The following is a 25,411-nucleotide window of genomic DNA, read 5'->3' as shown; positions in this document are numbered from 1 at the left end:
CCACACCCAGTCTGGCGCTTCGACGTCGAACTGCCTGTCGAGGGTGTTGCCGACCACGACTGATGGCTTGCCGCCATAGCTGCCAGGGCGGCGTTTATAGCCCCGCTCCGTGATCTGAGCGACCGCATCACGCTTGAAGTCGTCGCTGAAAGTCACTGTGACCATCATGGCCTCCTTGCCTCAAAAGTAGAAAAAAAGGCGACCATCAAACATGGGGCTATTCAGATGTCAGATGATCTGTGCCCTTCTGACGCGGCGCAGACCGGCTTTTTCCTGAACAGCACAAGCCAGTTCTGACGGGAGTGAGGGGCGGGCGTTGCGCCTTTCCGAAGCTCACACACCCAGCCAGCGATCTGCAATTTCGGCGCTCAGGGCGGGCATTTTGCCGCTCCAGACCGTCGCGCCGCGCTCAAGGATCACGGCGTGATCGGCCACTGCGGCGATTTCGGCCAGTGATTTATCAACCAGCAGGATCGAAAGCCCCTCGAGCTTCAGCCGCCGGATCGCGGCCTGGATCTCGCCGCGCACCACCGGGGCCAGGCCCTCGGTGGCCTCATCCAGCACCAAAAGGCGCGGATTGGTCATCAGCGCCCGGCCGATCGCCAGCATCTGCTGCTCGCCCCCCGACAGGGTGCGGGCAACCTGGCCCGCGCGCTCCTGCAGCCGGGGAAACAGGGCATAGACCCGCGCCAGATCCCAGGCGCCCGGGCGGGCTGCGACGGTCAGGTTTTCGGTCACGCTGAGCGGGGCAAAACAGCGCCGCCCCTCGGGGACAAGGCCGATCCCGGCCCGGGCCGCCTGATGCGAGGCGAGCGGCAGTAAATCCTGCCCGCCCCCGTCCGGACTCGCCTGCGGCACGGATCGGGGCCGGAACAGCGCTTATTGTCTGCTGAGAAGATCCAGATGGAAGGTTGCGTCCAGGTCTTTCATCGAGCATTCAGCGCAATGCATATGGCTGGCCATCGCGGCGCGGGCGGCGCTGCGATCCTCGCGGCGAAATGCATCGAGCAGTTCGATATGGGCATCAATATTCTGCTGCCCAAAGGCAGAATGTTCGCGCAGGCTGTCGGTGCGGCGCAGCACCAGATCGCGCACCATGACATTGAGAAAGCGGCACATCAGATCAAGGATCGGATTGTCGCATGCCTCGGCCAGAATGTCATGGAACTGCACTTCGACGACACGGCCGGTTTCGCGGTCATCATCGCGGATTGCCTGGCTGCAGCTCTCGACATTGGCCTGCAGACGGCGAAACTGATCCTCGCTCAGCCGGCCGGTGACATTCTCGGCCAGCATCACCTCCAGCTTTTTGCGCAGCTCATAGACATCCTTGAAATCCAGCTGCTGGAAATGGAAATACTGCCGCATCTGCTGGATGACGGTTTCGGTCGTTGTCGCCTGTATTTCGGGGCCGCCATTGGCCCCTGATTGCATCACCAGCAGGCCTTCCACCTCCAGCGCCTTCAGTGCCTCGCGGATCGTACCCTTGGAGCAGCCGAAATGCTGCATCAGCACCTTTTCCGGCGGCAGGCGGTCCTTCGGGCCAAGATGGTCGCGCGCGATCCAGCGGCGCAATTCCTCGGCCACCTGATCGGAGAGCTTGATCCGGCGCATCTTGCGGGCCGGCGCAACCGGGACAGCTTCCGCCCCGCTGTCATCGTGATGATCGTGACCAGAGGTCATGCACTACTCCCATTCAGCATCCGCATCCAAAGGGCAGATCGGCCGGCGTAATTTGTGATAGGGGAACAGGCTGTAATCTGAGCCGGTCACCCCACCCCCGGCGCATTCCACCACCTCTCTGGCTAGTGGTTCAAAGACCGGGCGGCAATACATACGCGACTTGAGCAGGAGATATCGGCACTCCCGCGGGTCGATCCCGAGCGAGGTGAACACCGCCTCATCCCATGGTTCATGCGTCTGCGACGAGATCAGCACCCGTGCCGCGCCGGTGTCGATCACCGCAGAGCGGCCCATGTCGCAGATCATTCCGGTATAGATCGGCCCGGTGATGGTATAGCGACCCGTGCCCAGGGCCAGCACCCGCCCGCGCAGAACCAGCGGCGGATGCGGCGCGGGAAAGCCAGGCGCGGGGATCTTGTTGCCGATGGCAATTTCGACCTGCGCATCAAGACCGGCGGCAAAGGCCTGTCCGACAGCTTCCGGATCGGCGACCGGACCGGTGACAATGCCGCTGAGCCCGGCGGCAAGCGCCGCTTCCAGCACATCCATATTCTCGCAGGTGCCGCCAGACATGCAGTTATCGCCATGGTCCAGCATCAGCACCGGGCCGCGGCCTGGCCTTTCTGCCGCTGCGGCTGCGGCCTGAATCGACTGAGAAAGCGGCTGCTGATCGTAGATAAATTCACCCCGCCGTTCCCAGATGCTGCAGGCAATCTCATGCGCCACCGCCCCGGGATCCAGTTCGGGGGTGGTCACCGCGACAACGCTGGTCCCGGCCTCATAAAGATCAGCCGCCGGGAAACCGCCGAAAATGCTGACTGCCAGCACGCCGGGGCGGGTTTCGGCGGCCCGGGCCATGGCGATCACATCGGCCATCGCCCCAGGCACTGTGGTGTTCATCGGCAAGGTGTGACCGAGCAGCGGCGGCTGCACCCGCGCCATCCGGGGCGTCATGCCCTGACGCATCGCTGCCATCATGCTGCAGACCAGCTCGCCGGTTTCATACATGTCGATATGGGGATAGGTTTTGAACCCTGCGATCACATCGCAGTTTTCCACCATGCGCGGCGTGATATTGCCATGCAGATCCAGCGCGACCCCCAGCGGTACATCGGGTGCCAGCGCCCGGATCCGGGCCAGCAGCTCGCCTTCGCCATCATCATGGCTGCGGGTGACCATGGCGCCGTGCAGATCCAGCAGCACCATGTCGCAGCCCCGGGCGATATCCGCAAGGATCACCGCCGCCATATGTTCGAAGGCGTCATCCTCGACCGGCGCGCTTGGCCAGGCATGGGCGATCAGCGGGCAGGATATTTCGGCCCCGAGGCTTTCGGCCCAGGCATAAAACGCCCCCAGCGCGGTTTTCATGCCACGGGCTTCGGCGAGGGCCTCGGTGCCGTAAAGCGGGCGGAAGGCCGCAAGCGGGGTCGGAACCGGAGAGAAAGTATTAGTTTCGTGATTCTGGCGGGCGATGACAATACGCATTTTAAGGTCTTTTCCAGGGCAGACGCCTGCGGCGCCAGGAGGGCCGCAGGCGCAAAGGGGATCAGGCGCTGCGGCGGCGTTCGGCCAGCAGCTGATCATGCGCCAGCACCGCGTTCAGCAGGACCTGGGTACCGGCGGCGCATTCGGCCGGGCTGGTAGATTCCGCCGGATTATGGCTGAGCCCGCCCGCTGAGGGCACGAAGATCATCACCGTCGGCGCGACAGCGGCGGTATGCACCGCATCATGGCCGGCGCCCGAGATGATGTCGCATGCGCTCAGCCCCGCGCGCTCCACCCCCAGCCGCACCGAGGCCAGGCAATCGGCATCGAAATGCACTGCATCCACTTTGGAAATACGTGTCAGACGGCCTTCGAGCCCGATACTCCCGGCGGCAAGCTCAAAGGCTGCCCGCAAGGCGGTTTCCATCTGTTCCAGCACCGCATCTTCTGGGTGGCGCAGATCCACGGTGAAATCCACCTGGCCGGGGATGACATTGTTGGAATTGGGCGAAACCTCAAGGAAACCGACCGTCGCCACCGCATGGGGCGCATGGGCCAGCCCGATCGCATCCACCGCCGCAATGACCTGCGCCGCGCCCAGCAGCGCATTGCGGCGCATCGGCATCGGCGTCGATCCGGTATGGGCGGCGCGGCCCGTCAGCCGGGCCTCGAACCAGCGCAGGCCCTGCACCCCGGTGACGACACCGATTTCGACCGCCCCGGCCTCTAAGACCGGGCCCTGTTCGATATGCAGCTCAAACATCGCGGCAAAGCGCTGCGATCCGGCTTTGGCCGCACCGCGCCAGCCAATGGCATCGAGCGCCGCGCCAAAGCTTTCACCGCCCGCATCGCAGCGGGCATCGGCCTCGGAGCGCGAATAGACCCCGGCCCAGACCCCCGACCCCAGCATGGCCGGTGAAAAGCGCGAGCCTTCCTCATTGGTCCAGTTCACCAGCATCAGCGGTGCCTCGGTCACCAGACCGGCATCGCGCAGCGTCCGCAGCACCTCCAGCCCGCCCAGCACACCCAGGACGCCATCAAATTTGCCGCCCGTCGGCTGCGTGTCGAGATGGCTGCCCATGGCGATCGGCGGCAGATCGGGATTGCGGCCGGGCAAAGTGGCGAACATATTGCCCACCTCATCCACCACCATCTCCATGCCAAGGGCCGTGGTCTGCGTCATCAGCCATGCCCGGATCCTCGCATCATCGGCGCCAAGGGTCAGCCGGGCAATGCCCCCATCCCCGGTGCCACCGATCTCGGCGGTTTCCATCAGGCTGTCCCACAGCCGCTCAGCGTTAATTGTCAGGTTAGACATGTCGTTTCAGGCCTTTACGCCAAGGTAGCGGTCACGCGCATCGCTATCGCGGATGAAATCCGGCCCGCTGGCATGATAGGCGATCCGCCCCAGTTCGATGATATTATGGCGATGCGCCAGGGCGGTGCAGACCGCGAGATTCTGCTCGACCAGCAGGATCGATACCCCCGCCGCCGCGACTTTGCGGATCTGGGTGACGATCTCATCCACGATCACCGGGGCCAGGCCCTCGACCGGTTCATCAAGCATCAGCAGGCGTGGCCCGGTCAGCAGCGCGCGGGCAATCGACAGCATCTGCTGCTCACCGCCCGAAAGCTGACCACCGCCATTGCGCTTGCGCTCCTCGAGCCGGGGGAAGATCGCGTAGATATCGGCGATCGACCAGGCCGAGCCCTTACGACAGGCGATCCGCAGGTTTTCCTCGACCGTCAGCAGCGAAAAGATACCGCGATCCTCGGGCACGAGGCAGACACCGGCCTTGGCGATGCGAAAGGCAGGCTGGCCGGCCAGATCGCGCCCGGCCAGGGAAACCCGCCCCTGCCCCGGGGTGACCGCGCCCGCGATGCTTTTCAGCGTGGTCGATTTTCCGGCGCCGTTGCGGCCGAGCAGAGTGACCACCTCGCCCTCATTCACCGTCAGAGAAACACCCTGCAGAATATGGCTTTTGCCATAAAAGCTGTGGAGATTTTCCACCTCAAGAAGCACGGTCATGCGATGTCTCCGGTGATCATATTGCCCAGATAGGCACGCTGCACCTCGGGGTCGGCGCGCACTGTGGCGGGCGTGCCCTCAACCAGTTTACGCCCGAGCCGCATCACGGTGATCGTGTCGGATATATTCATCACGATCCCCATATTATGCTCGATGAAGAGCACGGTATGATCCTGGCCAAGATCGCGGATCAGCGCTTTCATCTCCTCGATATCCTCGACGCCCATGCCGGAGGTGGGTTCGTCCATCAGGATCACCGAAGGATGTGAGGCCATGGCCATGCCGACCTCAAGCCGGCGCTGCTGGCCATGGCTGAGTTCGCCGGCAGGGCGGTGTGCCACCCCGGTCAGCCGCAGCCGTTCCATCACCTCTGCAGCGGTGTTCAGCGCGGCGCGGTTGCTTTCGGCACTGCGCCAGGGGGCCAGCGCCTGCCAGGGCGTCTTGCCCTGTGCGGCAAGGCGCAGGTTTTCCGCCACCGGCAGGGTGGGGAACAGGCTGGTCACCTGAAATGAGCGCGCGATGCCATGGCGCACCCGCTCATCATCGCGGATATGGGTGATATCCTTGCCGTTGAGCGTGATGCTGCCCGATGAGGGCATCACCCGCCCGGTCAGGGCATGGAACATTGTGGTCTTGCCGGCGCCATTCGGCCCGATGATCGAATGCACCGTGTTGCGGCGGATGTTCAGATCCATATCCGCCAGCGCGACGAACTTGCCATAGGTGACACCAAGCCCCTGGGTCGACAGGGCAAAATCGGTTGTGGTCATGGCTCAGCCCTCCTTCTTTGCGCCACTGGCCCGGATCCAGAGCTTTTCCACCAGCCCCCAGAGCCCCTTCTGCAGGAACAGTGCCACCACAACCAGGGCCAGCCCCAGCAGCAGCAGCCAGCGCGGCCAGATCTGCGACAACCAGTCGGCCAGCAGCAGATAGGCCGAAGCCCCCAGCACCGAGGCGAAAAGGCTGGTCGATCCGCCAATGATCGTCATGATCAGGATCATTTCCGAAGTGTGATGTTCGATATTGGCCAGCGGGGCCACGCCGATCAGCATAGCTTTCAGCGCACCAGCATAGGCGGTGACCGCGCCGGAGATGGCAAAGGCGGCGGTCTTGAAGGCCTTGACCGGGAAGCCGATGGCGGCCGCGCGTTCCTCATTGTCGCGTACCGCGATCAGGGTGCGGCCAAAGGTGGATTGCGTCGCCCGCAGCATCAGCGCGAACAGCGCCAGAAACGACACGGCGGTATAGGTGTAAAAGCTCCAGGCCGAATTCAGCGCCATGCCGAAGACCACCGGGCGCGGCACATCCATCAGCCCGTTATCGCCGCCGGTAATATCGGCGAATGTATAGGCAAGAAAATAGAAAAGCTGCGAGAAGGCCAGGGTCAGCATGACGAAATAGACCCCCTGACGCCGGATCGACAGCCAGCCGACCAGGGTGGCAATTGCCGCTCCGAGCAGGGTGGCCATGACCAGCACCATCCAGACCGGCAGGCCATAGCGGGTCAGGAAAATGCCCGCCACATAGCTGCCGACGCCAAAGAAGATGCCCTGCCCGAAGGACAGAAGGCCGGTGTATCCCAGCAAAAGATTACAGGCCGCCGCGATCAGCGCGTAGATCAGGATCTCGGAGGCCAGGATGCCCGAGCCAAGGAAAAGCGGCAGGGCCAGCACGGTGGCCAGCGCCAGACCGAACTGCACGAAAGGACGGTTGATCAACAGCATTCTCATGCCCTCCCGAACAGGCCACGGGGCAGCAGAACGATCACCGCCGCCATGCCCAGATAGATCATCAGCCTGGCGCCCTCGGGCCAGATCGTCGCCATCAGCGATTGCACGACCCCGACCAGGATGCCGGCGACCAGCGCGCCGAGATACGAGCCCATGCCGCCGATCACCACGACGACAAAGGCAATCGACAGCGCCTCGATGCCCATGAAGGGCTCAACCCCGCGGATCGGCGCCACCAGCGCCCCGGCCAGACCGGCCAGACCGGCCCCGGCGGCAAAGACCAGCGTATTGATGCGCAGGGTGTTATAGCCCAGCAGGCCCATATTTTCCGCAGATTCCGATCCGGCGCGCACGATGGCCCCCAGCCGCGTCCGCTCCAGCGCCCAGTAGAGCGCGATCGCCAGCACGGCGGTAAAGGCAATCATGAACAGCCGGTATTTCGGATAGATGAAATCCCCGGCGATGATCACGCCGTTCAGCCCCTCGGGTGCGGCGACGCTGCCGCCCAGCGGCCCCCAGAGGATAATGACCATCTCCTGGATGAACAGCGCGATCCCCACCGTCACAAGGATATGGAACGTATGGGGCAGCTTATAGATCCGCCTGAGCAGGATCGCCTCGACCGCACCGGCCACGATGGCGACGATCACGGCCGCCAGCGCCATCGCCAGCCAGAAATTCATGCCGCGTTCGACGAAATCATAGGTCAGATAGGCCCCCAGCAGATAGAATGCGCCATGGGCGAAGTTCACGAACTGCAGCAGTCCGAAAATGATGGTCAGGCCGACGGCAAGCAGAAAGTAAAGCATGCCAAGCCCGATGCCGTTCAGCATCTGGAATAGATAGGTCACCGAGGATCTCCTGTAGGCAGTGAGAGGCGGGCGGCCCGGTCAGGGCCCGCCCGCCGCCGGATCAGCCGAGTTTGCAGCCTGCCGCCTCGGGGCTGAGGAAGCTTTGCCCGGAAGAGATGATCTCCGCGAAGTCATCCTTGTCAGCCATATCGGCTTTGGCGCGTGCCTTCAGAAGATAGTAGTTCTTCAGCACCTGATGGTCTTCGGCGCGCACGCTTTCCTCGCCGGTCAGGCCCTGATAGCTCAGCCCCTGCAGCGCAGCCCGCACCGCCTCGGGGTCATCCGACCCGGCCGCCTGGGCCGCATCGATCATCAGCTTGGTGCAGATATAGGATCCGGCCAGCGAATAGTTCGGATTGATGCCGAATTTCGCCTGGGTCATTTTGACCAGCCCGGGGTTCAGCCCGGCATCGACAGTGTGCCAGTATTGCGCGCCGAAATAGATCCCTTCGCACAGATCGGCCCCCAGCGCCTCGAACTGTTCCAGCCCCGAGGCCCAGGCGACGACGATGGTCATGCGTTCCTTCATGCCGAAAGAGACGGCCTGGCGCAGCGTATCGGCGCATTGTGCGCCAAAATTCAGGATCAGCAGCACATCCGGGCGTTCGGCCATCGCATTGGTCAGATAACCCGAGAATTCCTTTTCGGTCAGCGCGTGATAGCTGTTGCCGACCAGCTCCAGCCCTTTTTCGGTCAGTACGTCCTGCGTGGCCTTCAGCAGCCCTTCGCCAAAGACATATTGCGGGGTGATCGTATACCAGCGTTTGGCATCGGGCAGCGCCTCGATGATCGGCCGGATCGACTGATTGACCGCGCCAAAGGTCGGCACCGACCAGCGGAAAGTGGCTTTGTTGCAATCGGATCCGGTGATTTCATCCGCCCCGGCGGTGGTGATGAAGTTCGCCCCGCCCTTTTCGCATTCCTTGCCCATCGCCAGCGATTCCGAGGACAGGATGCCTCCGGCAAACAGCCTGATCTGATCGCGCTCGATCGCATCCTGCACCTTGCGCACGGCAGTGGCGGGCTTGCCTTCGGTATCGAGATCGAAGGTCTGCACCGGGCGGCCATATTTTGCCGCGGCCTCCTCAGCAGCAAGGATCGCCCCCATCGAGGCATATTTGCCATTGGCGGCATTGCCACCCGAAATCGGCACCGGAATACCCACCTTCAGCAGGTCAGCGGCAAAGGCCGGACGCAGCAGAGCAGGGGTTGCAAGAAATGCGCCCGTGCCAGCGGTGCTGGCCAGGAAAGAACGGCGATTGAGCATTGGATTTCCCTGTTGAGAGAGGTCGTTTTTATTGTGACTGTAAGAACTATACGCATAGTATATTTAATCTGTCTACGATTTTGAGCGCACCCCGCCTGGCTTTGTTCTGCTCCCCCGTATTTCTAAATTTTATATTAAATTCAGTATATTATGATGAAATCGCAAGCAGGCGAGCCAGGTTTCCTTCCGTGATGCACTGCGCCTGCCACAACCATGGGATGAATCCTCCTGGCCCGCGCATGCTGTGACCTGGTCGCGAGACGGCCCGGATCGCGGCGCTCAGGGGCAGGAGCGGTCTTTCTGAAAGAATCCCGGCGGCGGCCAGCCAGACCAGCCGCGCCGGATCTGTGCAACAGGCTTGTTTTCCCTGGAAATTTTGGCTGCAAACCGGCAGTACCGCATCGTTTGACGCATTACTGCCGAGCGGATCAGCAGATCAACCGCGTTCCGGCCAGTTTGCGCAGATCGGTGAAATGCAGGCTCTGCGCGGCGGCGGCATCCATCACGATATGATCCGGCTCATCCGCTGTGGCATAGCAGATGCGCCCCCGGCGGCCGAGTTTCGAGCCGTCCGCCAGCAGGATCCTGCGGGCGGCGCTGGCATAGATGGCCCTTGCGACCTCGGCCTCCTCCAGCACCATACTGGTGGCACCATCGGCCGCGCTCAGCCCATAGGGCGAAGAGAAAGCCAGATCGGCCCGGATCGAGGCAATAGCGGCCAGGGTCGTCATTCCCTGGGTCGAGGGGGGCGCGCTGATAAAATCGCCGCCGAGCAGAATAACCCGGTTCTGCCGGGCCCGCGATGCATCCGTGCCCAGATTGGCGGCAACCTCGACGGAATTGGTGAAAACCAGCAGCCCGCTGAGCCCGGCCAGCTGCTCTGACAGGCAGGCGGTGGTGCTGCCCGCGTCAATGATGAGCGTCTGCCCCGGGCTGATGAAGCGCAGGCAGGCCTCGGCTATGGCCCGCTTTTCGCGCAGATGCAGTCCGGCGCGCTCAGGGTAGGGGGCCTCGCCCTCGGCCTGAACCGGCACGATGCCGCCGTGAATGCGGCGCAGGACACCGGCCTCTTCCAGTTCTTTCAGATCACGCCGCACCGTCTCACGCGAGACACCAAGCTCGGTGACGATACGATCCACGCCGACCTGGCCAAAGGTGCCCAGAAGTGCGCGGATCCGCTGATGTCGTTCTGCCTGCCACATGATCAGCCCTCAGCCCGCAATCAGCGCCAGCGCCTCCCGGTGCAGAGCAGGCGTGGCGGCGGCTATGACCTGCTCGCCGGATCCGATCTCCAGCGGGCGGCCCTGCCAGTCGCTGATCACGCCGCCCGCCTGTTCGATCACCGGCACCAGCGCCAGAAAGTCATAGGGCTGCAGCCGGCTTTCGACGACCAGATCGACATGGCCGGAGGCCAGCATCCCATAGGCATAGCAATCGCCGCCGAAGCGCTGCACGCTGGTGGCGCTGCGGATCGCTTCATATCCGGCCTGTTCGCCGGCATTAAAATAATCGGGCGAGGTGGTATAGAACCGCGCCTCAGCGAGGCTGGTACAGCCGCTGGTGCGCGCCGTGCTGACCTGGCCATCCGCCGCGTAGAACAGGCAGTCACCACCGGCATGGGCGACCCAGCTTTCACCAAGCGCCGGCATATGCAGCACACCCAGGCTGGAGCGGCCCGCAAGCGCCATTGACATCAGCGTGCCCCAGATCGGCCAGCCGGTGATAAAGCTGCGGGTGCCGTCAATCGGATCCACTACCCAGACCGGCGCATCACTGGCGCCTTCGATGCCGAATTCCTCGCCGAGAATCGCATGTCCGGGAAAGGCCGCCCGAAGCCTTTCGCGCAGCAATGTCTCGACCGCCCGGTCAGCTTCGGTCACCGGGCTCTGATCGCCTTTCACTTCGACAGCGACGGGTTTGCGGAACCATTCCAGCCCCTTCAGCCCCGCTTCGACAGCAATTCTGCGGGCCACTTCCGCCATATCAGCGAGGGATGGCGTGGCATTAGCGGCAGATATAACCATTTCCAGGCATCTCCAGTGGCAGTCGGCTGATGTAATAAAAACCCAATACAACACAAATACACAGATTGCCACATCGTCAAGCCTGCGCTACCGTTTCTAAAAAAGCACCCAACCAACAGGAGAAGCCGAATGAAGAATAAGTGCTCATTTCTTGCCAGTCTTGCGCTCAGCGCGGCGGCCATGCCGGCTCTCGCCGGAGAGATCACCGTCTATACCGCCCTGGAAGAAGACGAGGTTGCCGCCTATCTCGAACGCGCGGCGACGGATATGCCCGATGTAACGGTGAATGTGCTGCGGCTCTCGACCGGTGATCTCGGCGCGCGTCTGATTGCCGAGGCCGGTAATCCGCAGGCCGATGTGATCTGGGGTTTTGCCCTGACCAATATGCTGAACCCCGGGATTTATGATCAGCTGGGGCCCTATGCTGCCAAGGGCGCAGAGGCGCTGAACGAGCAGTTCCGCGACAAAGAGGGCCGCTGGTTCGCTCCGACCGGCTATGTCGGGGCATTTTGCGTCAATACCGAGCGTCTGGCCCAGCTCGGTGCCCCGGTTCCCACCTCCTGGGCTGATCTGAAGAACCCCGCCTATAAAGGCGAGGTGGTGATGCCGGATCCCTCTTCTTCGGGCACCGGCTATCTGCAGATCGCCGCCATCCTGCAGGGCGCGGGCGATGAGGCAGGCTGGCAGCTGATCCAGGATATGGATCCGAATATGGCGCAATATACCACCTCCGGCTCGCGGCCCTGCAGGATGGCCCAGGCCGGGGAATTCGCCATCGGCGCCTCGCTGTCCTATGTGGCCATGCAGGGCATTGATGAGGGCTATCCGATCCAGATGGTGATCCCCTCGGATTATGCCGGCTTTGAGCTCGAGGCCAATGGCCTGATGAAATCCTCGGCAAATCCCGATGATGCGAAGCTTTTCCTGGACTGGACGCTCAGCACCGGCGCGGTTGAGGCCTATGCCGCGCGCAAGGATCTGGTGACGATTCCGGGCGTGCCGCGCTCGCCCCAGGCCGAAAAGGCCGGTCTGCCCGAGGATCTGGCAGCGGTGCTCTTCCCGATGAACTTCGCCGCTTCGGGCGAGGCGCGTGACGCGATCATCACCAAATGGCGTGAGGCCGTCGGTCGCTGATCAGACAGGGGATGCGGCTCCGGCCCGCATCCCCCCTTTGCGGCCCCCGCCGCCCCCTGTTCTCTGCAGTGAAGTGAGGCATGATGACCCTGGACATCCGAGGGCTCTCGAAATTCTACGGCACCTATCAGGCGCTGAAAGAGATTGATCTTTCGGTGGGCGAAAATGAATTCGTCTGCCTGCTTGGCCCCTCGGGATGCGGCAAGACCACATTATTGCGTGTGGTGGCCGGGCTGGAAAGCTTTGAGGCCGGTGAGATGATGCTCGGCGGGCGCGATCTGGCGACGATCGGGGCGCGGGACCGCGGGTTCGGCATCGTTTTCCAGTCCTATTCACTGTTCCCGCAGATGACCGCGGCGCAAAATATCGGCTATGGGCTGAAACTGCGCAAACGGCCCCAGGCCGAGATTTCTGCCCGGGTCGAAGAGCTTCTGGCGCTGGTCAGGCTGGAAGAATTTGCCCATCGGCTGCCCTGGCAGCTGTCGGGCGGCCAGCAGCAACGCGTTGCCATTGCCCGCGCCCTGGCGGTGGAACCCGCGCTTTTGCTGCTGGATGAGCCGCTTTCAGCGCTGGATGCCCGGGTGCGCGCCGGCCTGCGCAGCGAAATCCGCCAGATGCAGAAACGTCTCGGCATTCCGACCATCATGGTCACCCATGATCAGGAAGAAGCGCTGACCATGGCCGATAAGGTGGTCTGTATGAGCGCGGGCCGCATCGAACAGATCGGCTCTCCCGCCGATATCTATACCCGTCCGGCCACCCGTTTCGTCGCCGATTTCGTCGGCAGCTCGACCCTGCTGTCTGAGGCCAGAGCGGCCGGTTTTGGCATTCTGCCGCCGCGCGGCCAGAGCGGCCAGCTGTTCGCATTGCGCCCCGAGGATGTGCTGGTGCAACCCGATGCTGCCGGGGCCGGACGGGTGCGCTCGATCACTTTTCTGGGCAATGTCAGCCGGATTGAGATCGACTGGCAGGGCGAGGTGATCCTTGCCGAAACCCATCGCCTTCCCGGTTTCGCCGAAGGCGCGCCGGTGAGTATCAGCCTGCAGCCGGGCGCCGGCGTCTGGGTCGCACCATGAGCGGCCTGGCAGAAAAACGCAGCTCCCGCGGCCTGGATCAGCCGCTGGGGGAAAAGCTGTTTCAGCAGGTGGTGCTGCTGGTCCCGCTGGCGGGGCTTGCGCTTTTCTTCCTCTATCCGCTGGCCATTGTGGTCTGGCGCAGCCTGCAGCAGCGCGACGGCGCGGTGGGCGCTGGCAATTACCGCGAGATCCTCGGCCTCGATCATCTCTGGGGCGTGGTCAGCAATTCTCTGGTGATGAGCGGGCTGACCGCGCTGATCTGTGTCAGCCTCGGCCTGGTCATTGCCTATGCGCTCAATCGCACCCGGATGCCGCTGCGCTGGCTGGTGTCTCTCGCACTGATCCTGCCCTTGCTGGCGCCTTCGCTGGTGCAGGCGCTGGGGCTGATCTTCATGTTTGGCCGCAACGGGCTGGTAACCTATCTGACCGGGATCGAGCTGCAGATTTACGGCCTGCCGGGCCTTGTCATCGCCAATTCGATGTATGCGCTGCCCCAGGCGGTGATGATCATGGCCGTGGCTTTGCGCCATGCCGACCGGCGGCAATATGATGCGGCGCTGGTATTGGGCGCCTCGCCCTGGCGCCGCTTTTGCGACATCACCCTGCCGGCGCTGCGCTTTGGCATTCTGAGTGCGGCCTTCGTCTGCTTTACCGTCACCATCACCGATTTCGGCAATGCGGCGGTGATTGGTGGCAATTACCGGGTGCTGGCTTCTGAGATCTATGCCCAGGTCGTGGGGCAGATGAATTTCAACATGGGGGCGGTCGTCGGCATCCTGCTGCTGATCCCGACGCTGCTGGCCTTTTATCTGGAGAAAGTGGCCGGCCAGCGCGGCGATACGGGCGAGGGCGCCATTCCGGTTGAGCCCGACCGCTGGGCGCCGCGCGATCTGCCGCTCTGGATCATCACCCATCTGACCGCGCTGTTCCTGATCGCAATCGTGGCGGTGGTGGTCTTTGCAAGCTTCGTCCAGCTCTGGCCCTATAAGATGAGCCTGACGCTGAAGAATTATAACATCACCACCCAGGGGGGCTTTGATCCGCTCTGGACCTCGCTCTATGCCTCGCTGATCACCGCGGTCTTCGGCACAATCATGCTGTTTGCTCTGGTGCTGGCGCAGCGGAAAATGCCGCGCTCCTCGGCCCGGCTGGTCTATCTGCTGGCGATTATCCCGGTTGGCGTGCCCGGCCTGGTTCTGGGCCTGTCCTATGTGCTGGCCTTCAATGTAAAGCCGGTCTTCCCGGGGATCCTTTACGGCTCGGCCCTGCTGATCGCCTTCTGCAATTTCTACCATTACCATTCGCAGGGTTTCCTGACGATGGTCACCGGCATCCGTAATGTGCCGAAACAGCTGGAAGAAACCGTCACCACCATCGGCGGCGGCACCTGGGCCTCGCTGCGCGATGCCATTATTCCGATCATGGTGCCGACGCTGATCTCGGTGTTTTTCTTCCTGTTCATGCGCGGCATGGTAACGCTTTCAGCGGTGATCTTCCTGATCACGCCAAAGCTCAGCGTTGGCGCGGTCTCGGTCATGCGGCTGGATCAGGCAGGCTCCTCCACCCAGGCGGCAGCCTTCTCCGTGCTGATCATGCTGACGGTGCTCGCCGCGATGGGGCTGATGCGGGTGATCCTGAAACTGCAGGCGAGGCTGACCAGAAGCACCGGGGCAAGCTGAGACAGCCCGGGCTTTTTCCGCCTGCAGGCCATTGAGCGGCGGGAAAAATCGCTGCCAATATATGTCCCTGCCCTCTGAAATTCTGGCGGCAGGGGAGCGCCTGAGACGCCGCTACCTCAGTGGGGAAAACTTCGGAGGGCCGGTCAGCGCCTTCTGTGTCGTGCCCGGCACTGCGCATGGGCCATAGAGATCGCCTTTGCCTTCGGGCAGATGCCGGCCAGCCGGATGCATTTCCATAAGCAGGGCACGCCCGCAACGACACTGCCGCCCCCCGGCCCAGCCCATCGCCGCTGAGGTGCTGCACGATGCAACATACCCGTGCCGGAGTTGCCGGGCGCGCCGGGACGACTGGTCCTGATTGCCGCCCCCCGGCTGGCAGGCAGGACAGCATCGATGCATTGCTGAACCTGCTGCAGTGCCTGAGCATCACCGCTTCCACGCTCCGGGCACGCCTGATCGGCTTCAGGGCCGCAATGGCCCGCCAGGTGCCGGAGCGGGTATGGTGGCTGTTGGAAACTGGCAAGGCACGACTGTAATCCACCAGGATTTCCTGGCGCGCGAAGCGGCCAGCGCATATGCGCAGCGCTTCCGGAGGGCTGCGACAGGCGTAAGCTGTTGAAAAAATAAAAAACGTTTCCATATTAAAGAAGTCGGGATTTTTCCTTCGGCTTATTGTCTCACGGATTTCTGCATTGTTGCGACTGCTCCAGATCATAACCGGATGCGCCACTCAGGCGCATGTTTTTCCCGGTGCTGCCGCCCTGGCCCTCTCTGACGGGGCCGCAGCAGCGCCGGGAAGAGCTTTCCCCGCTGTCTGATCTCTGCAAGGACCTGTCATGTATCGCCGCTCCCTCCCTGAATTCTGCCCCCGGTGCCGGGCCGCCGTGCCCCGTTCGGCGGCGGGCCGCTGCCCGAGCTGTCTGCACCCTTTCAGCCACAAGGTTCAGGTGACCAGATCCCGGACCGCGCCACCCAAACCGCGGCTGGTGGATGGCCGGGAGCAGAGCTGAAATGGTCAGACGTATGCTCGTCATGGGGCTGGGCCTGACCGGCCTTGTCCTGCTCGCCCTCTTTGCCAATCCGCTCGGCGCGCTGCTGGGGCTGAGCGCCGATTTCACCGGCGGGCTGCGCCGTTTTTCACTGGCCCTGGCCATCTTTCTCGGCGCGCATTTCAGCTATGAGCTGATCCGGGCGCATTTGCAGCGTCAGCGCAAAGGCGCCCGGGCAGTGCCGAAAGTCACGCTTGATCTGCTGCGGGTGACGCTGTTCGTGGCAGCGCTGCTTGCCAGCCTGTCGCTGTTTCTGCATCGCGACCTGTCAGGCTTTCTGACCGGCTCGGGGCTGGTGCTGGCGGTACTGGGCTTTGCCATCCGCAATGTGGTTGCCGATACATTTTCCGGCCTCGCGCTTGGGCTTGAGGCACCGTTTCGCATCGGGGACTGGGTCAATATCGAAGGGCTGGCCCAGGGCCGGATCCAGGAGATCGGCTGGCGCACCACCCGGCTTGTGACCCGCGACAGCACCTATGTCATCCTGCCCAACAGTCAGATTTCGCGCCAGCGCATCACCAATTACAGCGCCCCCAAGAAAGAATATCGCGACAGCGCCGAGCTGACCCTGCCGATCACCCTGCCGGTCAGCGAAGCCAAAGCGCTGATGCGCGGCGCGCTGGCCCGGGTCGATTCCGTGCTGCCCTCGCGCGGCAGTGATGTCCAGGTGGCACAATATGGCCCGCTTGGCGTGACCTATCGCATCACCTATTTCGTGCCGCAGTTTGATCAGGAGCGCGCCTGCCGCAATGAGGTGATCAGCCGCATCGATGCCGAGCTGCGTCTGGCCGGGGTTTCCTTGCGGCCCGTTGAACGCCAGGGCGGCAGCTTCGACTGAGGCGCCGCCCTGACGATGCGAGTGCAGCGCGGGCCTCAGCCCGGCGCATCGGCCATAAGCTGCAGAATGCGCTCATACAGGGCTTTGCGCACCGGAATGCCCTCGCGGTCATGGCGCGCGCGCAGCGCATGGCGGCGGCTGCCGGGCAGGCGGGCGCCCTGGCCCGAAATCGCATTCAGCATCCTTTCGGCATTTTCGACATCTCCGGCCCCGCCCAACAGCCCGGGATTGAGGGCGATGATCAGCTCCCCATGGCAGGGCGCCGCCTGATGCCCGGCATCGAACCGGGCCGAGCTGTGGCTGGTGCGATCGCCGATCATCGGCCCGGCCATCAGCTCGATCATCGTCGCAATGGCCGAACCCTTATGCGCGCCAAAGGGCAGCATGGCCCCGGCGAGGATCGCCGCCGGATCGGTCGTGGCCTGGCCCTCTGGATCCAGACCCCAGCCCGGCGGCACCTGCTGTCCGGCCTGACGATGCATGGCAATATCAGCACGCGAAGCGGCGGTGGTCGCGAAATCAAAGACATAGGGCTTCTGGTCCGGGCGTGGCCAGGCAAAGGCGATGGGATTGGTGCCGAAGACTGGCCGGCTCCCACCCGCCGGGGCCACCCAGTCATGCGTCGGATTCATCGACAGGCCGACCAGCCCTGCCTCGGCCAGATCCTCAACCACCGGCCAGAGCGCGGTGGAGTGAAAGCCATTGCGCACCGCCATAAAAGCAATGCCCAGCTGCCCGGCACTGCGGCGCAGCGCGGGCAATCCGAGTTCGGTGCCATAGATCGAGAAGCCGTAATCCGCATCCACCTGCACCACGGCCGGTGTCAGCTGCTCAACCTTCGGCCTCGCCGCTTTGTTGAACTCTGGATGGCCGATGGTGTCGCGCGTGCCTGGCAGGCGCTGCAGACCATGAGAAAGCCCGCCATCGCGCTGCGCCCGGGTCAGGGCTCTGGCCATGGCGGCGGCATGCGGCGCGGCCAGCCCCTGGCCGGTCAGAAACCGCTGCGCGAGCTCCATCACCCCGGCCTCAGTCATCAGAATATCTTCGCTCATCTGCGCCTCTCCCCCAGACAGCACCAGCCGCGGTCATAGCCGCTGCGAAGCGCGGTGCCCAGCCTGGGAGGATGGTGCCGCTGCCCGGCCGGTTGTCCTGGCGGGATCGGGGGACCTCTGCAAACCGCAAACTGGTATGATGAGTATTGACTGCGCTGGTCATGCCAGTGATAGTCACCGCCGCAGGGTGCAGCCGCAGGGCCTGACGCCGGGGCCGTCGTTTCCGGGAGGAAGACCGGCCCGGATCCCAGGTCTGCGAGCCAAAGCGGCGCGCCTTTTTTGCAGACTGGGTTTGGGAGGACCTGATGAATTTTTCTTATCTGACTTCTGCGGCAGTTCTGGCCGTTGCCACCTTCGGGGCCGGGTCGCTTTCGGCTGAAACCGTGGTCAATATCGGCCATGGCGTGCAGACCGGTCACCCGACCCATCTGGGTCTGCTGAAACTGGCGGAACTGGTGAAAGAACGCTCGAACGGCGAGATCACCATCAATGTCTATCCGGACCGCCAGCTGGGCGAAGAGCGCGAGATGGTTGAGGGGCTGCAGCTGGGCAGCGTCGAGATGACCGTGGTCTCCTCGGGGCCGGTGGTGAATTTCCTGCCCGAAGCCGGGGTGCTGGATCTGCCCTTCCTGTTCGAAAACTCCGAACATGCCTATAGGGTTTTCGATGGCGAGATTGGCAAGGATCTGCTGACCAGATTTGATGATATCGACATGGTCGGCCTCGCGATCTGGGAAAATGGCTGGCGTCATATCTCGGCGAAAAAGCCGATCACCACGCCGGCGGATCTGGCCGGGGTCAAGCTGCGCACCATGCAAAACCCGGTGCATATCCGCGCATTTGAAAAGCTCGGTGCCTCGCCGGTCCCGATGGCCTGGGGCGAGGTCTTTACCTCGCTGGGCCAGGGGGTGATCGACGGCCAGGAAAACCCGATCACGATTTTCTACACCAATTCGCTCTGGGAAGTGCAGAGCGACATCACGCTGAGCGGCCATGTCTATGGCCCGCATATGTTCCTGGCCTCGAAATCGGTCTGGGAAAGCTGGCCTGAAGAGGTGCGCCAGGCCATTCTGGAGGCGCTGCCAGAGGCGACCGCCTTCCAGCGCGCCGAAAGCGCCCGGCTGGAGGCCGAGCAATCGGCAAAGCTGAAAGAAAACGGGGTGAAAATCAGCGAGATCGACACTGCCCCCTTCCGCGAAATCGCCCAGAGCATCTACAGCGATTTCACCTTTGATCCGGCGGTGATCGAGCGCATCCGCGCGGCTGCGAAGAACTGAGCCCCGACCCGGCTGCGGCAGAAAAAACTGCCGCAGCCTCTCTCTCTTCTGCGGAGCTGACCATGTCTCTCAATCGTGCCCGCACGGCGATAACCTCGCTGAACGAGGCCGTGATCCTGGTGCTGTTTGCCGCCATGATCCTTGCCACTATGGCGCAGGTGATCTCGCGCTATGTCTTTAACGCGCCGCTGATCTGGTCAGAGGAACTGTCGCGCTATCTGTTCATCTGGATCTCTTTCCTCGGGGCCTGGCTGGCCTGGGTCTCGCGGGAGCATCTGGGGATCGATATCCTGCCACATGTGCTGCCGCCCCGGCTGAAGCGCCCCGGCCAGGTGCTGATCGAGCTGACGGTGCTGATTTTCGCCCTGGCCAGCATGTATTTTGGCCGCAAGATCCTGTCGGTTTCCCTCGGCCAGCCCTCGGCGGTGCTGCGGCTGCCGATGTTCTGGATCTACCTCTCATATTATATCTGCATGATCCTGATTTCGCTGGAGATCCTTCTCGGCTGGATCGGTGGTCAGCGCCCCCGTCCGGTCGGAGTTGCCCCATGATCCTTCTGCTTGTTGCCGGTTTCATCGGCTTGCTTCTGATCGGCGCCCCGGTGGCTTTTGCCCTTGGCCTGTCATCGCTGGCGGCCCTGGTCTATGAGGGCATGCCTCTGGCGGTGGTGGCGCAGAAAATGGTCGCCTCAATTGACAGTTTCCTGCTGCTGGCTATTCCCTTCTTCCTGCTGACCGGGCATCTGATGGACAGGACCGGCATTGCCCATGATATTGTCAGCTTTGCTGAAACCGTGGTGGGCAGGTTCCGCGGTGGGCTGGGCCATGCCAATGTGGCGCAGAACGTGCTGATGGGCGGGATGACCGGTTCAGCCGTGGCCGATACCGCCTCTAGCGGCACGTCGATGATCCCGGCCATGGTGCGGCGCGGCTATACACCGGCCTTCTCGGCGGCGATCACCGCCTGTTCCTCGATCATTTCGGTGGTGCTGCCGCCCTCGGTGCCGATGATCGTCTATTGCGTGGTCACCGGCGCTTCGGTCACCAGGCTGTTCATTGCGGGCATCGTGCCGGGCGTCCTCGTTGCCGTGGTGATGATGCTGGCCATTGCCCTGGTCGCGAAACGTCAGAACATGCCCCAGGGCCAGCGCTATTCGCTGCGCGAAATGGGGCGGGCCTTCATTGTGGCCATTCCGGCGCTGACCCTGCCGGTGGTGATCATCGGCTCGATCCGCTTTGGCATTGCCACCCCGACCGAGGCCTCGGTGGTCGCCACGGTCTATGCCTGGCTGCTGGGGCAGTTCTGGTATCGCAATATCACGCTGAAAGATCTGAAACCGATCACCCTTGCCGCAGCCTCGACCACCGGAGTGGTGATGATGATGATCGCGGCGGCCTCGCTTTACGGGCTGATCCTGACCCGCGCCCAGGTGCCGCAGCAGGTCGCGGCCTGGGTCGCCGATTTCACCGATAATCCCTATGCGGTGCTGCTGCTGATCCTGTGCATCTATCTGGTGATGGGGGCGATCCTGGATCTCACCGCCAATATCATCATCCTGGTGCCGATCCTGTTTCCGGTGACCCAGCAGCTGGGAATCGATCCGATCCATTTCGGTCTGATCACCATCATCGCGCTGGCGATCGGTCTGGTGACCCCGCCGGTCGGAATCTGTCTTTTCGTCGCCGCGGCCATCGCGCGCGAGCCGGTGATGCGCGTCGCCTGGGCGGCCATGCCCTATATGATCGCCACGCTTTTGCTGGTGATCGTAATGATCTTCGTGCCGCAGATCTCGACCTTCCTCGTCAGCTGAGGCTGACACCATAACCTCTGCCCTGTCCGCGATCCGGTTTTCGGCCAGGGCCACTTGCATTCTCTGCCAAATTGGCACAGTCATCATACCAGTAGACCTGAGGAGACAATCATGACCAAACTCGCCTTGTTCGGTGCCGGCGGTAAAATGGGCATCCGCCTGACCCGCAATCTGCTCAACAGCGATTTCGATGTGAAATATGTTGAGGTCTCGGAAGCGGGTCGCCTGCGCGCGAAAGAGACGCATGGTGTGGATTGTGTGACGCCGGATGAGGCGCTGAACGATGCGGAGGTGATCGTTCTGGCCGTGCCCGATACCGCAATCGGCGCCGTGTCGCGCTCGATCATCGACAAGGTGAGGCCGGGCACGATGATTGTCTGCCTCGACGCGGCCGCGCCCTTTGCCGATCACCTGCCCGAGCGCGCCGATGTCACCTATTTCGTCACCCATCCCTGCCACCCGCCGATCTTTAATGATGAAGAGACCAGAGAGGGCCGGGCTGACCATTTCGGTGGCATCGCGGCGCAGCAGGGCGTGGTCAATGCGCTGATGCAGGGCCCGGAAGAGCATTATGCGCTGGGTGAGAAAGTGGCAGTGACCATCTTCGCCCCGGTCGCCCGCAGCCACCGGGTCACGGTTGAGCAGATGGCCTATCTGGAGCCTGGCCTGTCCGAGACTGTCTGTGCCTCACTGCTGGTGGTGATGCGTGAGGCCATGGATGAGGTGATCAAAACCGGCGTCAGCTATGATTGCGCGCGCGATTTCCTGCTCGGCCATATGAATATTCTCGGCGCGGTGATCTTTGACGAGGTTAAAGGCGGCCAGTTCTCGGATGCCTGCAATAAGGCCATCGAATTTGGCAAGCCGATGCTGATGCGTGACGACTGGAAGCGCGTGTTCGAATTTGACGAGATCAAAGCCTCGATCAAACGTATCACCTGAGGTCAGCCTGATCCGGCCCGGGGCGAGCGCCTGTAACTGGCCCGCCCCGGGCCGGGCCTTTTCACCCCGGCTGCGGATAAAGCCGCTCGGAGCGATCGAGATGTTTGCCCATCAGTTCAGCCGCCCTTTCGCCGTCATGCGCCGCCAGAGCGCTGGTCATTGCCTCATGCTCGGCCAGGGTGATGGTTTCATGTCCGGACCAGTGCAGCAAAGTATTGTGGTGACGGAACAGCCAGCCCAGCATCGATTTGCTCAGCGACGTAATGACCGGGTTCTGCAGCACCGCCGTCAGGGCGGTGTGAAAATCGATATCGGCGCGCATGAAAGCCGCCGTATCGCCAAGCGCATTACGCTGCGCCTCAATCAGGGCACGCAGATGCGTCACCTCTGCCGCCGTGATCCGCGCCGCGGCCATGCGGATGATGCCAACCTCAAACAGCCTGCGCGCCTCGCGCAGATGCGAGAGATTGCCCGGCTCGGCACTGATCAGCAGATCGGCGATATCATCGATCTGATGCAGAGCCAGATCGGGGCTGAGCATGTTCACCCGGCTGCGACCACCATGCGAGATGGTGATCAGCCCCTGGGTGTGCAGCTGCTGCAAAGCCTCGCGCACGGCAGGACGGCCAACCCCCATCCGCCCCATCATATCGCGCTCCGACGGCAAAGCATCGCCGGGGCGCAGCTGTCCGGAGATGATCATCTCCCGCAGCTGTTCAACCACGGAATCTGATAGTTTGCGACGTACCACAGGGGCCAGCGGGATATTCGGTTTCATGACGTACCTCCGGTCGTGACACTGCTCCAGCTGGTATGATGGTATAACCACATGAAAGCCAGTAAAAGCCATGAGTGACAGCATCCGCTTCCATTATCTGATCGAGACCCCCGGCGATCCGGAGGCAATGGCTGTCAAAATCGCCACCGATCAGTCGACGGGCACCTTTACCGATCTGCCCAATGAAACCGCCGATGTGAAAAGCCGCTGTGCGGCGCGGGTGATCTCGGTCGAAGAGCTGGAGCCGCTGGCCCGCCCTTCCTGGCCTGACGATCATCCCGGCCCGTTTCGCCGCGCCAGGATCAGCATCGATTTTCCGCTCGAATCGATCGGCACGGATTTCGCCGCCCTGCAGACCATCGGCATTTCCGCCCTTTATGCGACGCGCGGGCTCAGCGGCGCGCGGCTGCTCGATATTGATCTGCCCGGTGCCTATGCCTGTCACCCGGGACCGCAGTTTGGCATTGAGGGCTCATACCGGATGTGCGGCAGGCCCTGGCCGGGCCAGGCGCCGCTGATTGCCTCGATCATCAAACCCTCGCTCGGCCTCTTGCCGGAAGAGACCGCCGGGATGGTCCGCCAGCTCTGCGAGGCTGGGGTGGATTTCATCAAGGATGATGAAAAGCTGACCTCGCCCGCCTATTCGCCCTTTGACGAGCGGGTGAAGGCGATCATGCGGGTGATCGAGGCCCATGCGGATAAAACCGGCAAAAAGGTGGTCTATGCCTTTGGCCTGTCTTCTGCCGATCCCGAGGAAATGGCGCGGCGTCAGGATGTGGTGATGGCCCATGGTGGCCAGGCGGCGGTGGTCAATATCAATTCCATCGGCTTTGGCGGCATGACCTATCTGCGCCGCCGCACCGGCCTTGCCCTGCATGCCCATCGCAATGGCTGGGATCTGCTGACCCGCCATCCGGCGATTGGCATGGCCTTCCGCCCCTGGCAGAAGATCTGGCGCCTGCTGGGCGTGGATCAGCTGCAGATCAATGGCATCGCGGCGAAATACTGGGAGCCGGATGAAAGCTTCCTGCAAAGCTTCCGGGATATGGCCGAGCCGATTTTCTCTGAGAGCGACCGCGCACTGCCGGTCTGCGGCTCGGGGCAATGGGGCGGCCAGGCCCCGGCGACCTTTGCCGGTACCGGCGGCGCGCTCGAGCTGATGTATCTGGGCGGCGGCGGCATTCATGGCCATCCGCTGGGCCTTGGCGCCGGCGTGAGCGCGATCCGCCAGGCCTGGGAGGCGGCAATTGCCGGCATCTCGCTGCAAGATCACGCGAAAACCCATCCCGAGCTGGCGGTTTCGCTGGCGAAATTCGGCAAAAAGGCGGGCTGAGCATGTCTCTGGATTTTGCCTGGTATGGCGATGATTTCACCGGCGCCGCCGCCACGATGGAGGCGCTGACTTTCGGTGGCATCCCTTCGGTGCTGTTTCTTGAGACGCCGGACCCGGCGCAGCTGCAGCGTTTTCCCGGCATCCGCGCCCTGGGGCTGGCCTCGACCGCACGCACCGAAGGCCCGGCCTGGATGCGCGCGCATCTGCCAGAAGCCTTCCGCGCCCTTGCCGCCCTGCAGCCGCGCATCCTGCATTACAAAGTCTGCTCGACCCTCGATTCCGCTCCCGAAACCGGCTCTATTGGCACGGCACTGGAGATCGGATGTGAGCTGTTTGATCCGGCCTGGGTGCCGGTGCTGATCGCCGCACCGCAGATGCGACGCTATCAGGCCTTTGGTCAGCTCTTTGCCGGGGTTGGGGCAGAGGTGCACCGCCTCGACCGCCATCCGGTCATGGCGCGTCATCCCGTCACCCCGATGGGCGAGGCCGATGTGGCCCGCCATCTCGGGGCACAGACCGCGCTGCCCCTCGGCGCGCTGACGCTCGAGGATTATCATCTCGGCAGCGACCAGGCCCTGGCCAGGGCGCTGCGCCAGGGCAAGCGCGCGCTGACGCTGGATGCCGTCGATGCCGCCTCGGAAGCCGAGGCCGGACGGCTGATCTGGCAGGCGAGCGCGGGGGCAGAGCCTTTGTTCACCATCGGCTCGCAGGGGGTGGAATATGCGGTGATCCGCCATCTTGCAGCACAGGACGGGCATGTGATCCCGCCGATGCCCGGCTCGCGCGGGGCAGCCGGGCCGATCCTTGCGGTTTCGGGTTCGGTCTCGCCGGTCACCGCGGCGCAGATCGCCTGGGCACGCGGCAATGGTTTTTGCACCCTCAGGCTGGATCCGGCCGCGCTGATCCTTGGCACTGCCGACCTTGCCGCGCTCGGGGCCAGCGCTCTGGCAGAGCTGCAGCAGGGGCGTGATGTGCTGATCTATACTGCCGAAGGGCCGGAGGATCCCGGCATTGCCGCCCTGGCAGCGGCTTTGCAGCAGACCGGCCAGTCGGCCAGTGCGGCCAATCAGCAAATTGGCGAGAGCCTCGGGCGGCTGCTCTGCAGCCTGACCCGGGCTGCCGGGCTGAAACGGGTGGTGATCTCGGGCGGTGATACATCGGGCCATGCCACACGGCAGATGGGGATTTTCGCGCTCGAGGCGCTGGCGCCGACAATCCCCGGCGCAGCTTTGCTGCGCGCCTCGGCCGAGGGCAGTTTTGACGGGCTGGAAATCGCGCTGAAAGGCGGACAGATGGGCAGCGAGGATTACTTTGGCTGGATCCGAGAGGGCGGTGGTCTGCGGGGCTGAACAGGCCCGATGATGACTGCAACAC

At 63.1% G+C, this 25,411-nt stretch carries 23 protein-coding genes and 1 pseudogene; 11 read left to right on the top strand and 13 right to left on the bottom strand.

Translation table 11 applies throughout. From position 1 onward, the window contains the following. Positions 1-333: 333 nt before the first annotated feature. From H0485_RS12490 to hisN, 11 genes and pseudogenes are all read right to left on the bottom strand, one after another. Positions 334-831: pseudogene (locus H0485_RS12490) on the bottom strand (ABC transporter ATP-binding protein); the annotation flags it as partial. Between the two features lie 48 nt (positions 832-879). Next, a complete protein-coding gene (locus H0485_RS12485; protein WP_226936026.1) occupies positions 880-1,683 on the bottom strand; it encodes a FadR/GntR family transcriptional regulator in 804 nt (267 codons plus the stop codon). A 3-nt stretch (positions 1,684-1,686) separates the two neighbouring features. Beyond that, complete coding sequence (locus H0485_RS12480) at positions 1,687-3,168, bottom strand: M81 family metallopeptidase (protein ID WP_226936024.1); 1,482 nt, start codon at positions 3,166-3,168, stop codon at positions 1,687-1,689. A gap of 61 nt (positions 3,169-3,229) precedes the next feature. Beyond that, positions 3,230-4,486: a Zn-dependent hydrolase gene (locus H0485_RS12475; protein WP_226936023.1), complete on the bottom strand. Its 1,257-nt coding sequence runs from the start codon at positions 4,484-4,486 to the stop codon at positions 3,230-3,232. Between the two features lie 6 nt (positions 4,487-4,492). Then, positions 4,493-5,197 carry an ABC transporter ATP-binding protein gene (locus H0485_RS12470; RefSeq protein ID WP_226936021.1) on the bottom strand — a complete coding sequence of 235 codons (705 nt, stop codon included), beginning with the start codon at positions 5,195-5,197 and terminating at the stop codon, positions 4,493-4,495. Beyond that, positions 5,194-5,967 carry an ABC transporter ATP-binding protein gene (locus tag H0485_RS12465; RefSeq protein ID WP_226936018.1) on the bottom strand — a complete coding sequence of 258 codons (774 nt, stop codon included), beginning with the start codon at positions 5,965-5,967 and terminating at the stop codon, positions 5,194-5,196. Before H0485_RS12465 ends, H0485_RS12470 begins: the two co-directional genes overlap by 4 nt. 3 nt (positions 5,968-5,970) lie before the next feature. Beyond that, the gene (locus H0485_RS12460; protein WP_226936016.1) at positions 5,971-6,921 is read right to left on the bottom strand and encodes a branched-chain amino acid ABC transporter permease; all 951 of its coding nucleotides are present in this window, start codon (positions 6,919-6,921) and stop codon (positions 5,971-5,973) included. Between the two features lie 2 nt (positions 6,922-6,923). After that, positions 6,924-7,778: a branched-chain amino acid ABC transporter permease gene (locus H0485_RS12455; RefSeq protein WP_226936014.1), complete on the bottom strand. Its 855-nt coding sequence runs from the start codon at positions 7,776-7,778 to the stop codon at positions 6,924-6,926. A 61-nt stretch (positions 7,779-7,839) separates the two neighbouring features. Next, positions 7,840-9,045 carry an ABC transporter substrate-binding protein gene (locus tag H0485_RS12450; RefSeq protein WP_226936012.1) on the bottom strand — a complete coding sequence of 402 codons (1,206 nt, stop codon included), beginning with the start codon at positions 9,043-9,045 and terminating at the stop codon, positions 7,840-7,842. Between the two features lie 428 nt (positions 9,046-9,473). Further along, a complete protein-coding gene (locus H0485_RS12445) occupies positions 9,474-10,247 on the bottom strand; it encodes a DeoR/GlpR family DNA-binding transcription regulator (RefSeq protein WP_226936010.1) in 774 nt (257 codons plus the stop codon). A 9-nt stretch (positions 10,248-10,256) separates the two neighbouring features. Next, entirely contained in the window at positions 10,257-11,069 is an 813-nt protein-coding gene (gene hisN / locus H0485_RS12440) for a histidinol-phosphatase (RefSeq protein ID WP_226936008.1), read from the bottom strand. Positions 11,070-11,198: 129 nt separating this feature from the next. Here hisN and H0485_RS12435 point away from each other — a divergent pair, with 129 nt between their 5' ends. The 5 genes from H0485_RS12435 to H0485_RS12415 all read left to right on the top strand — a co-directional run bounded on the left by H0485_RS12435 (position 11,199) and on the right by H0485_RS12415 (position 16,845). Continuing rightward, positions 11,199-12,203: an ABC transporter substrate-binding protein gene (locus H0485_RS12435; protein WP_226936006.1), complete on the top strand. Its 1,005-nt coding sequence runs from the start codon at positions 11,199-11,201 to the stop codon at positions 12,201-12,203. An 80-nt stretch (positions 12,204-12,283) separates the two neighbouring features. Further along, positions 12,284-13,279 carry an ABC transporter ATP-binding protein gene (locus tag H0485_RS12430; protein ID WP_226936004.1) on the top strand — a complete coding sequence of 332 codons (996 nt, stop codon included), beginning with the start codon at positions 12,284-12,286 and terminating at the stop codon, positions 13,277-13,279. Then, a complete protein-coding gene (locus H0485_RS12425; RefSeq protein WP_226936002.1) occupies positions 13,276-14,958 on the top strand; it encodes an ABC transporter permease subunit in 1,683 nt (560 codons plus the stop codon). The genes H0485_RS12430 and H0485_RS12425 overlap by 4 nt, the downstream gene beginning before the upstream one ends. 305 nt (positions 14,959-15,263) lie before the next feature. After that, positions 15,264-15,494, top strand: coding sequence for a hypothetical protein (locus H0485_RS12420; protein WP_226936000.1), 231 nt, complete (start codon positions 15,264-15,266; stop codon positions 15,492-15,494). A gap of 475 nt (positions 15,495-15,969) precedes the next feature. Next, a complete protein-coding gene (locus H0485_RS12415; protein ID WP_226935998.1) occupies positions 15,970-16,845 on the top strand; it encodes a mechanosensitive ion channel family protein in 876 nt (291 codons plus the stop codon). 35 nt (positions 16,846-16,880) lie between these two features. Here the strand turns inward: H0485_RS12415 and H0485_RS12410 are convergent, their stop codons facing one another. Further along, the gene (locus H0485_RS12410) at positions 16,881-17,897 is read right to left on the bottom strand and encodes an Ldh family oxidoreductase (RefSeq protein ID WP_226935996.1); all 1,017 of its coding nucleotides are present in this window, start codon (positions 17,895-17,897) and stop codon (positions 16,881-16,883) included. 305 nt (positions 17,898-18,202) lie between these two features. On the opposite strand from H0485_RS12410, the gene H0485_RS12405 reads away from it, so the two are divergent. The 4 genes from H0485_RS12405 to H0485_RS12390 all read left to right on the top strand — a co-directional run bounded on the left by H0485_RS12405 (position 18,203) and on the right by H0485_RS12390 (position 21,926). Then, positions 18,203-19,174 carry a TRAP transporter substrate-binding protein gene (locus H0485_RS12405; protein WP_226935994.1) on the top strand — a complete coding sequence of 324 codons (972 nt, stop codon included), beginning with the start codon at positions 18,203-18,205 and terminating at the stop codon, positions 19,172-19,174. A gap of 62 nt (positions 19,175-19,236) precedes the next feature. Further along, positions 19,237-19,725, top strand: a complete 489-nt coding sequence (locus H0485_RS12400) for a TRAP transporter small permease (RefSeq protein WP_226935992.1) — start codon at positions 19,237-19,239, stop codon at positions 19,723-19,725. Beyond that, positions 19,722-20,984, top strand: a complete 1,263-nt coding sequence (locus H0485_RS12395) for a TRAP transporter large permease (RefSeq protein ID WP_226935990.1) — start codon at positions 19,722-19,724, stop codon at positions 20,982-20,984. Before H0485_RS12400 ends, H0485_RS12395 begins: the two co-directional genes overlap by 4 nt. A 111-nt stretch (positions 20,985-21,095) precedes the next feature. Then, positions 21,096-21,926, top strand: coding sequence for a phosphogluconate dehydrogenase C-terminal domain-containing protein (locus H0485_RS12390; protein WP_255613578.1), 831 nt, complete (start codon positions 21,096-21,098; stop codon positions 21,924-21,926). 61 nt (positions 21,927-21,987) lie between these two features. On the opposite strand, the gene H0485_RS12385 is transcribed toward H0485_RS12390, so the two are convergent. After that, positions 21,988-22,704 carry an FCD domain-containing protein gene (locus H0485_RS12385; protein ID WP_226935988.1) on the bottom strand — a complete coding sequence of 239 codons (717 nt, stop codon included), beginning with the start codon at positions 22,702-22,704 and terminating at the stop codon, positions 21,988-21,990. 70 nt (positions 22,705-22,774) lie between these two features. On the opposite strand from H0485_RS12385, the gene H0485_RS12380 reads away from it, so the two are divergent. Together H0485_RS12380 and H0485_RS12375 are read left to right on the top strand one after the other, a co-directional pair. After that, positions 22,775-24,037 (top strand): RuBisCO large subunit C-terminal-like domain-containing protein, encoded by a 1,263-nt coding sequence (locus H0485_RS12380; protein ID WP_226935985.1) that lies wholly within the window; start codon positions 22,775-22,777, stop codon positions 24,035-24,037. 2 nt (positions 24,038-24,039) lie between these two features. Continuing rightward, the gene (locus tag H0485_RS12375) at positions 24,040-25,386 is read left to right on the top strand and encodes a four-carbon acid sugar kinase family protein (RefSeq protein WP_226935983.1); all 1,347 of its coding nucleotides are present in this window, start codon (positions 24,040-24,042) and stop codon (positions 25,384-25,386) included. Positions 25,387-25,411 lie beyond the last annotated feature (25 nt).

The organism is Pseudogemmobacter faecipullorum (assembly GCF_020539525.1).
In the GTDB taxonomy this organism is placed as follows: Bacteria; Pseudomonadota; Alphaproteobacteria; order Rhodobacterales; family Rhodobacteraceae; genus Pseudogemmobacter; species Pseudogemmobacter faecipullorum.
Note: the sequence above shows the minus strand (reverse complement) of the source record. Positions and strands in the feature narration are given on the sequence as shown.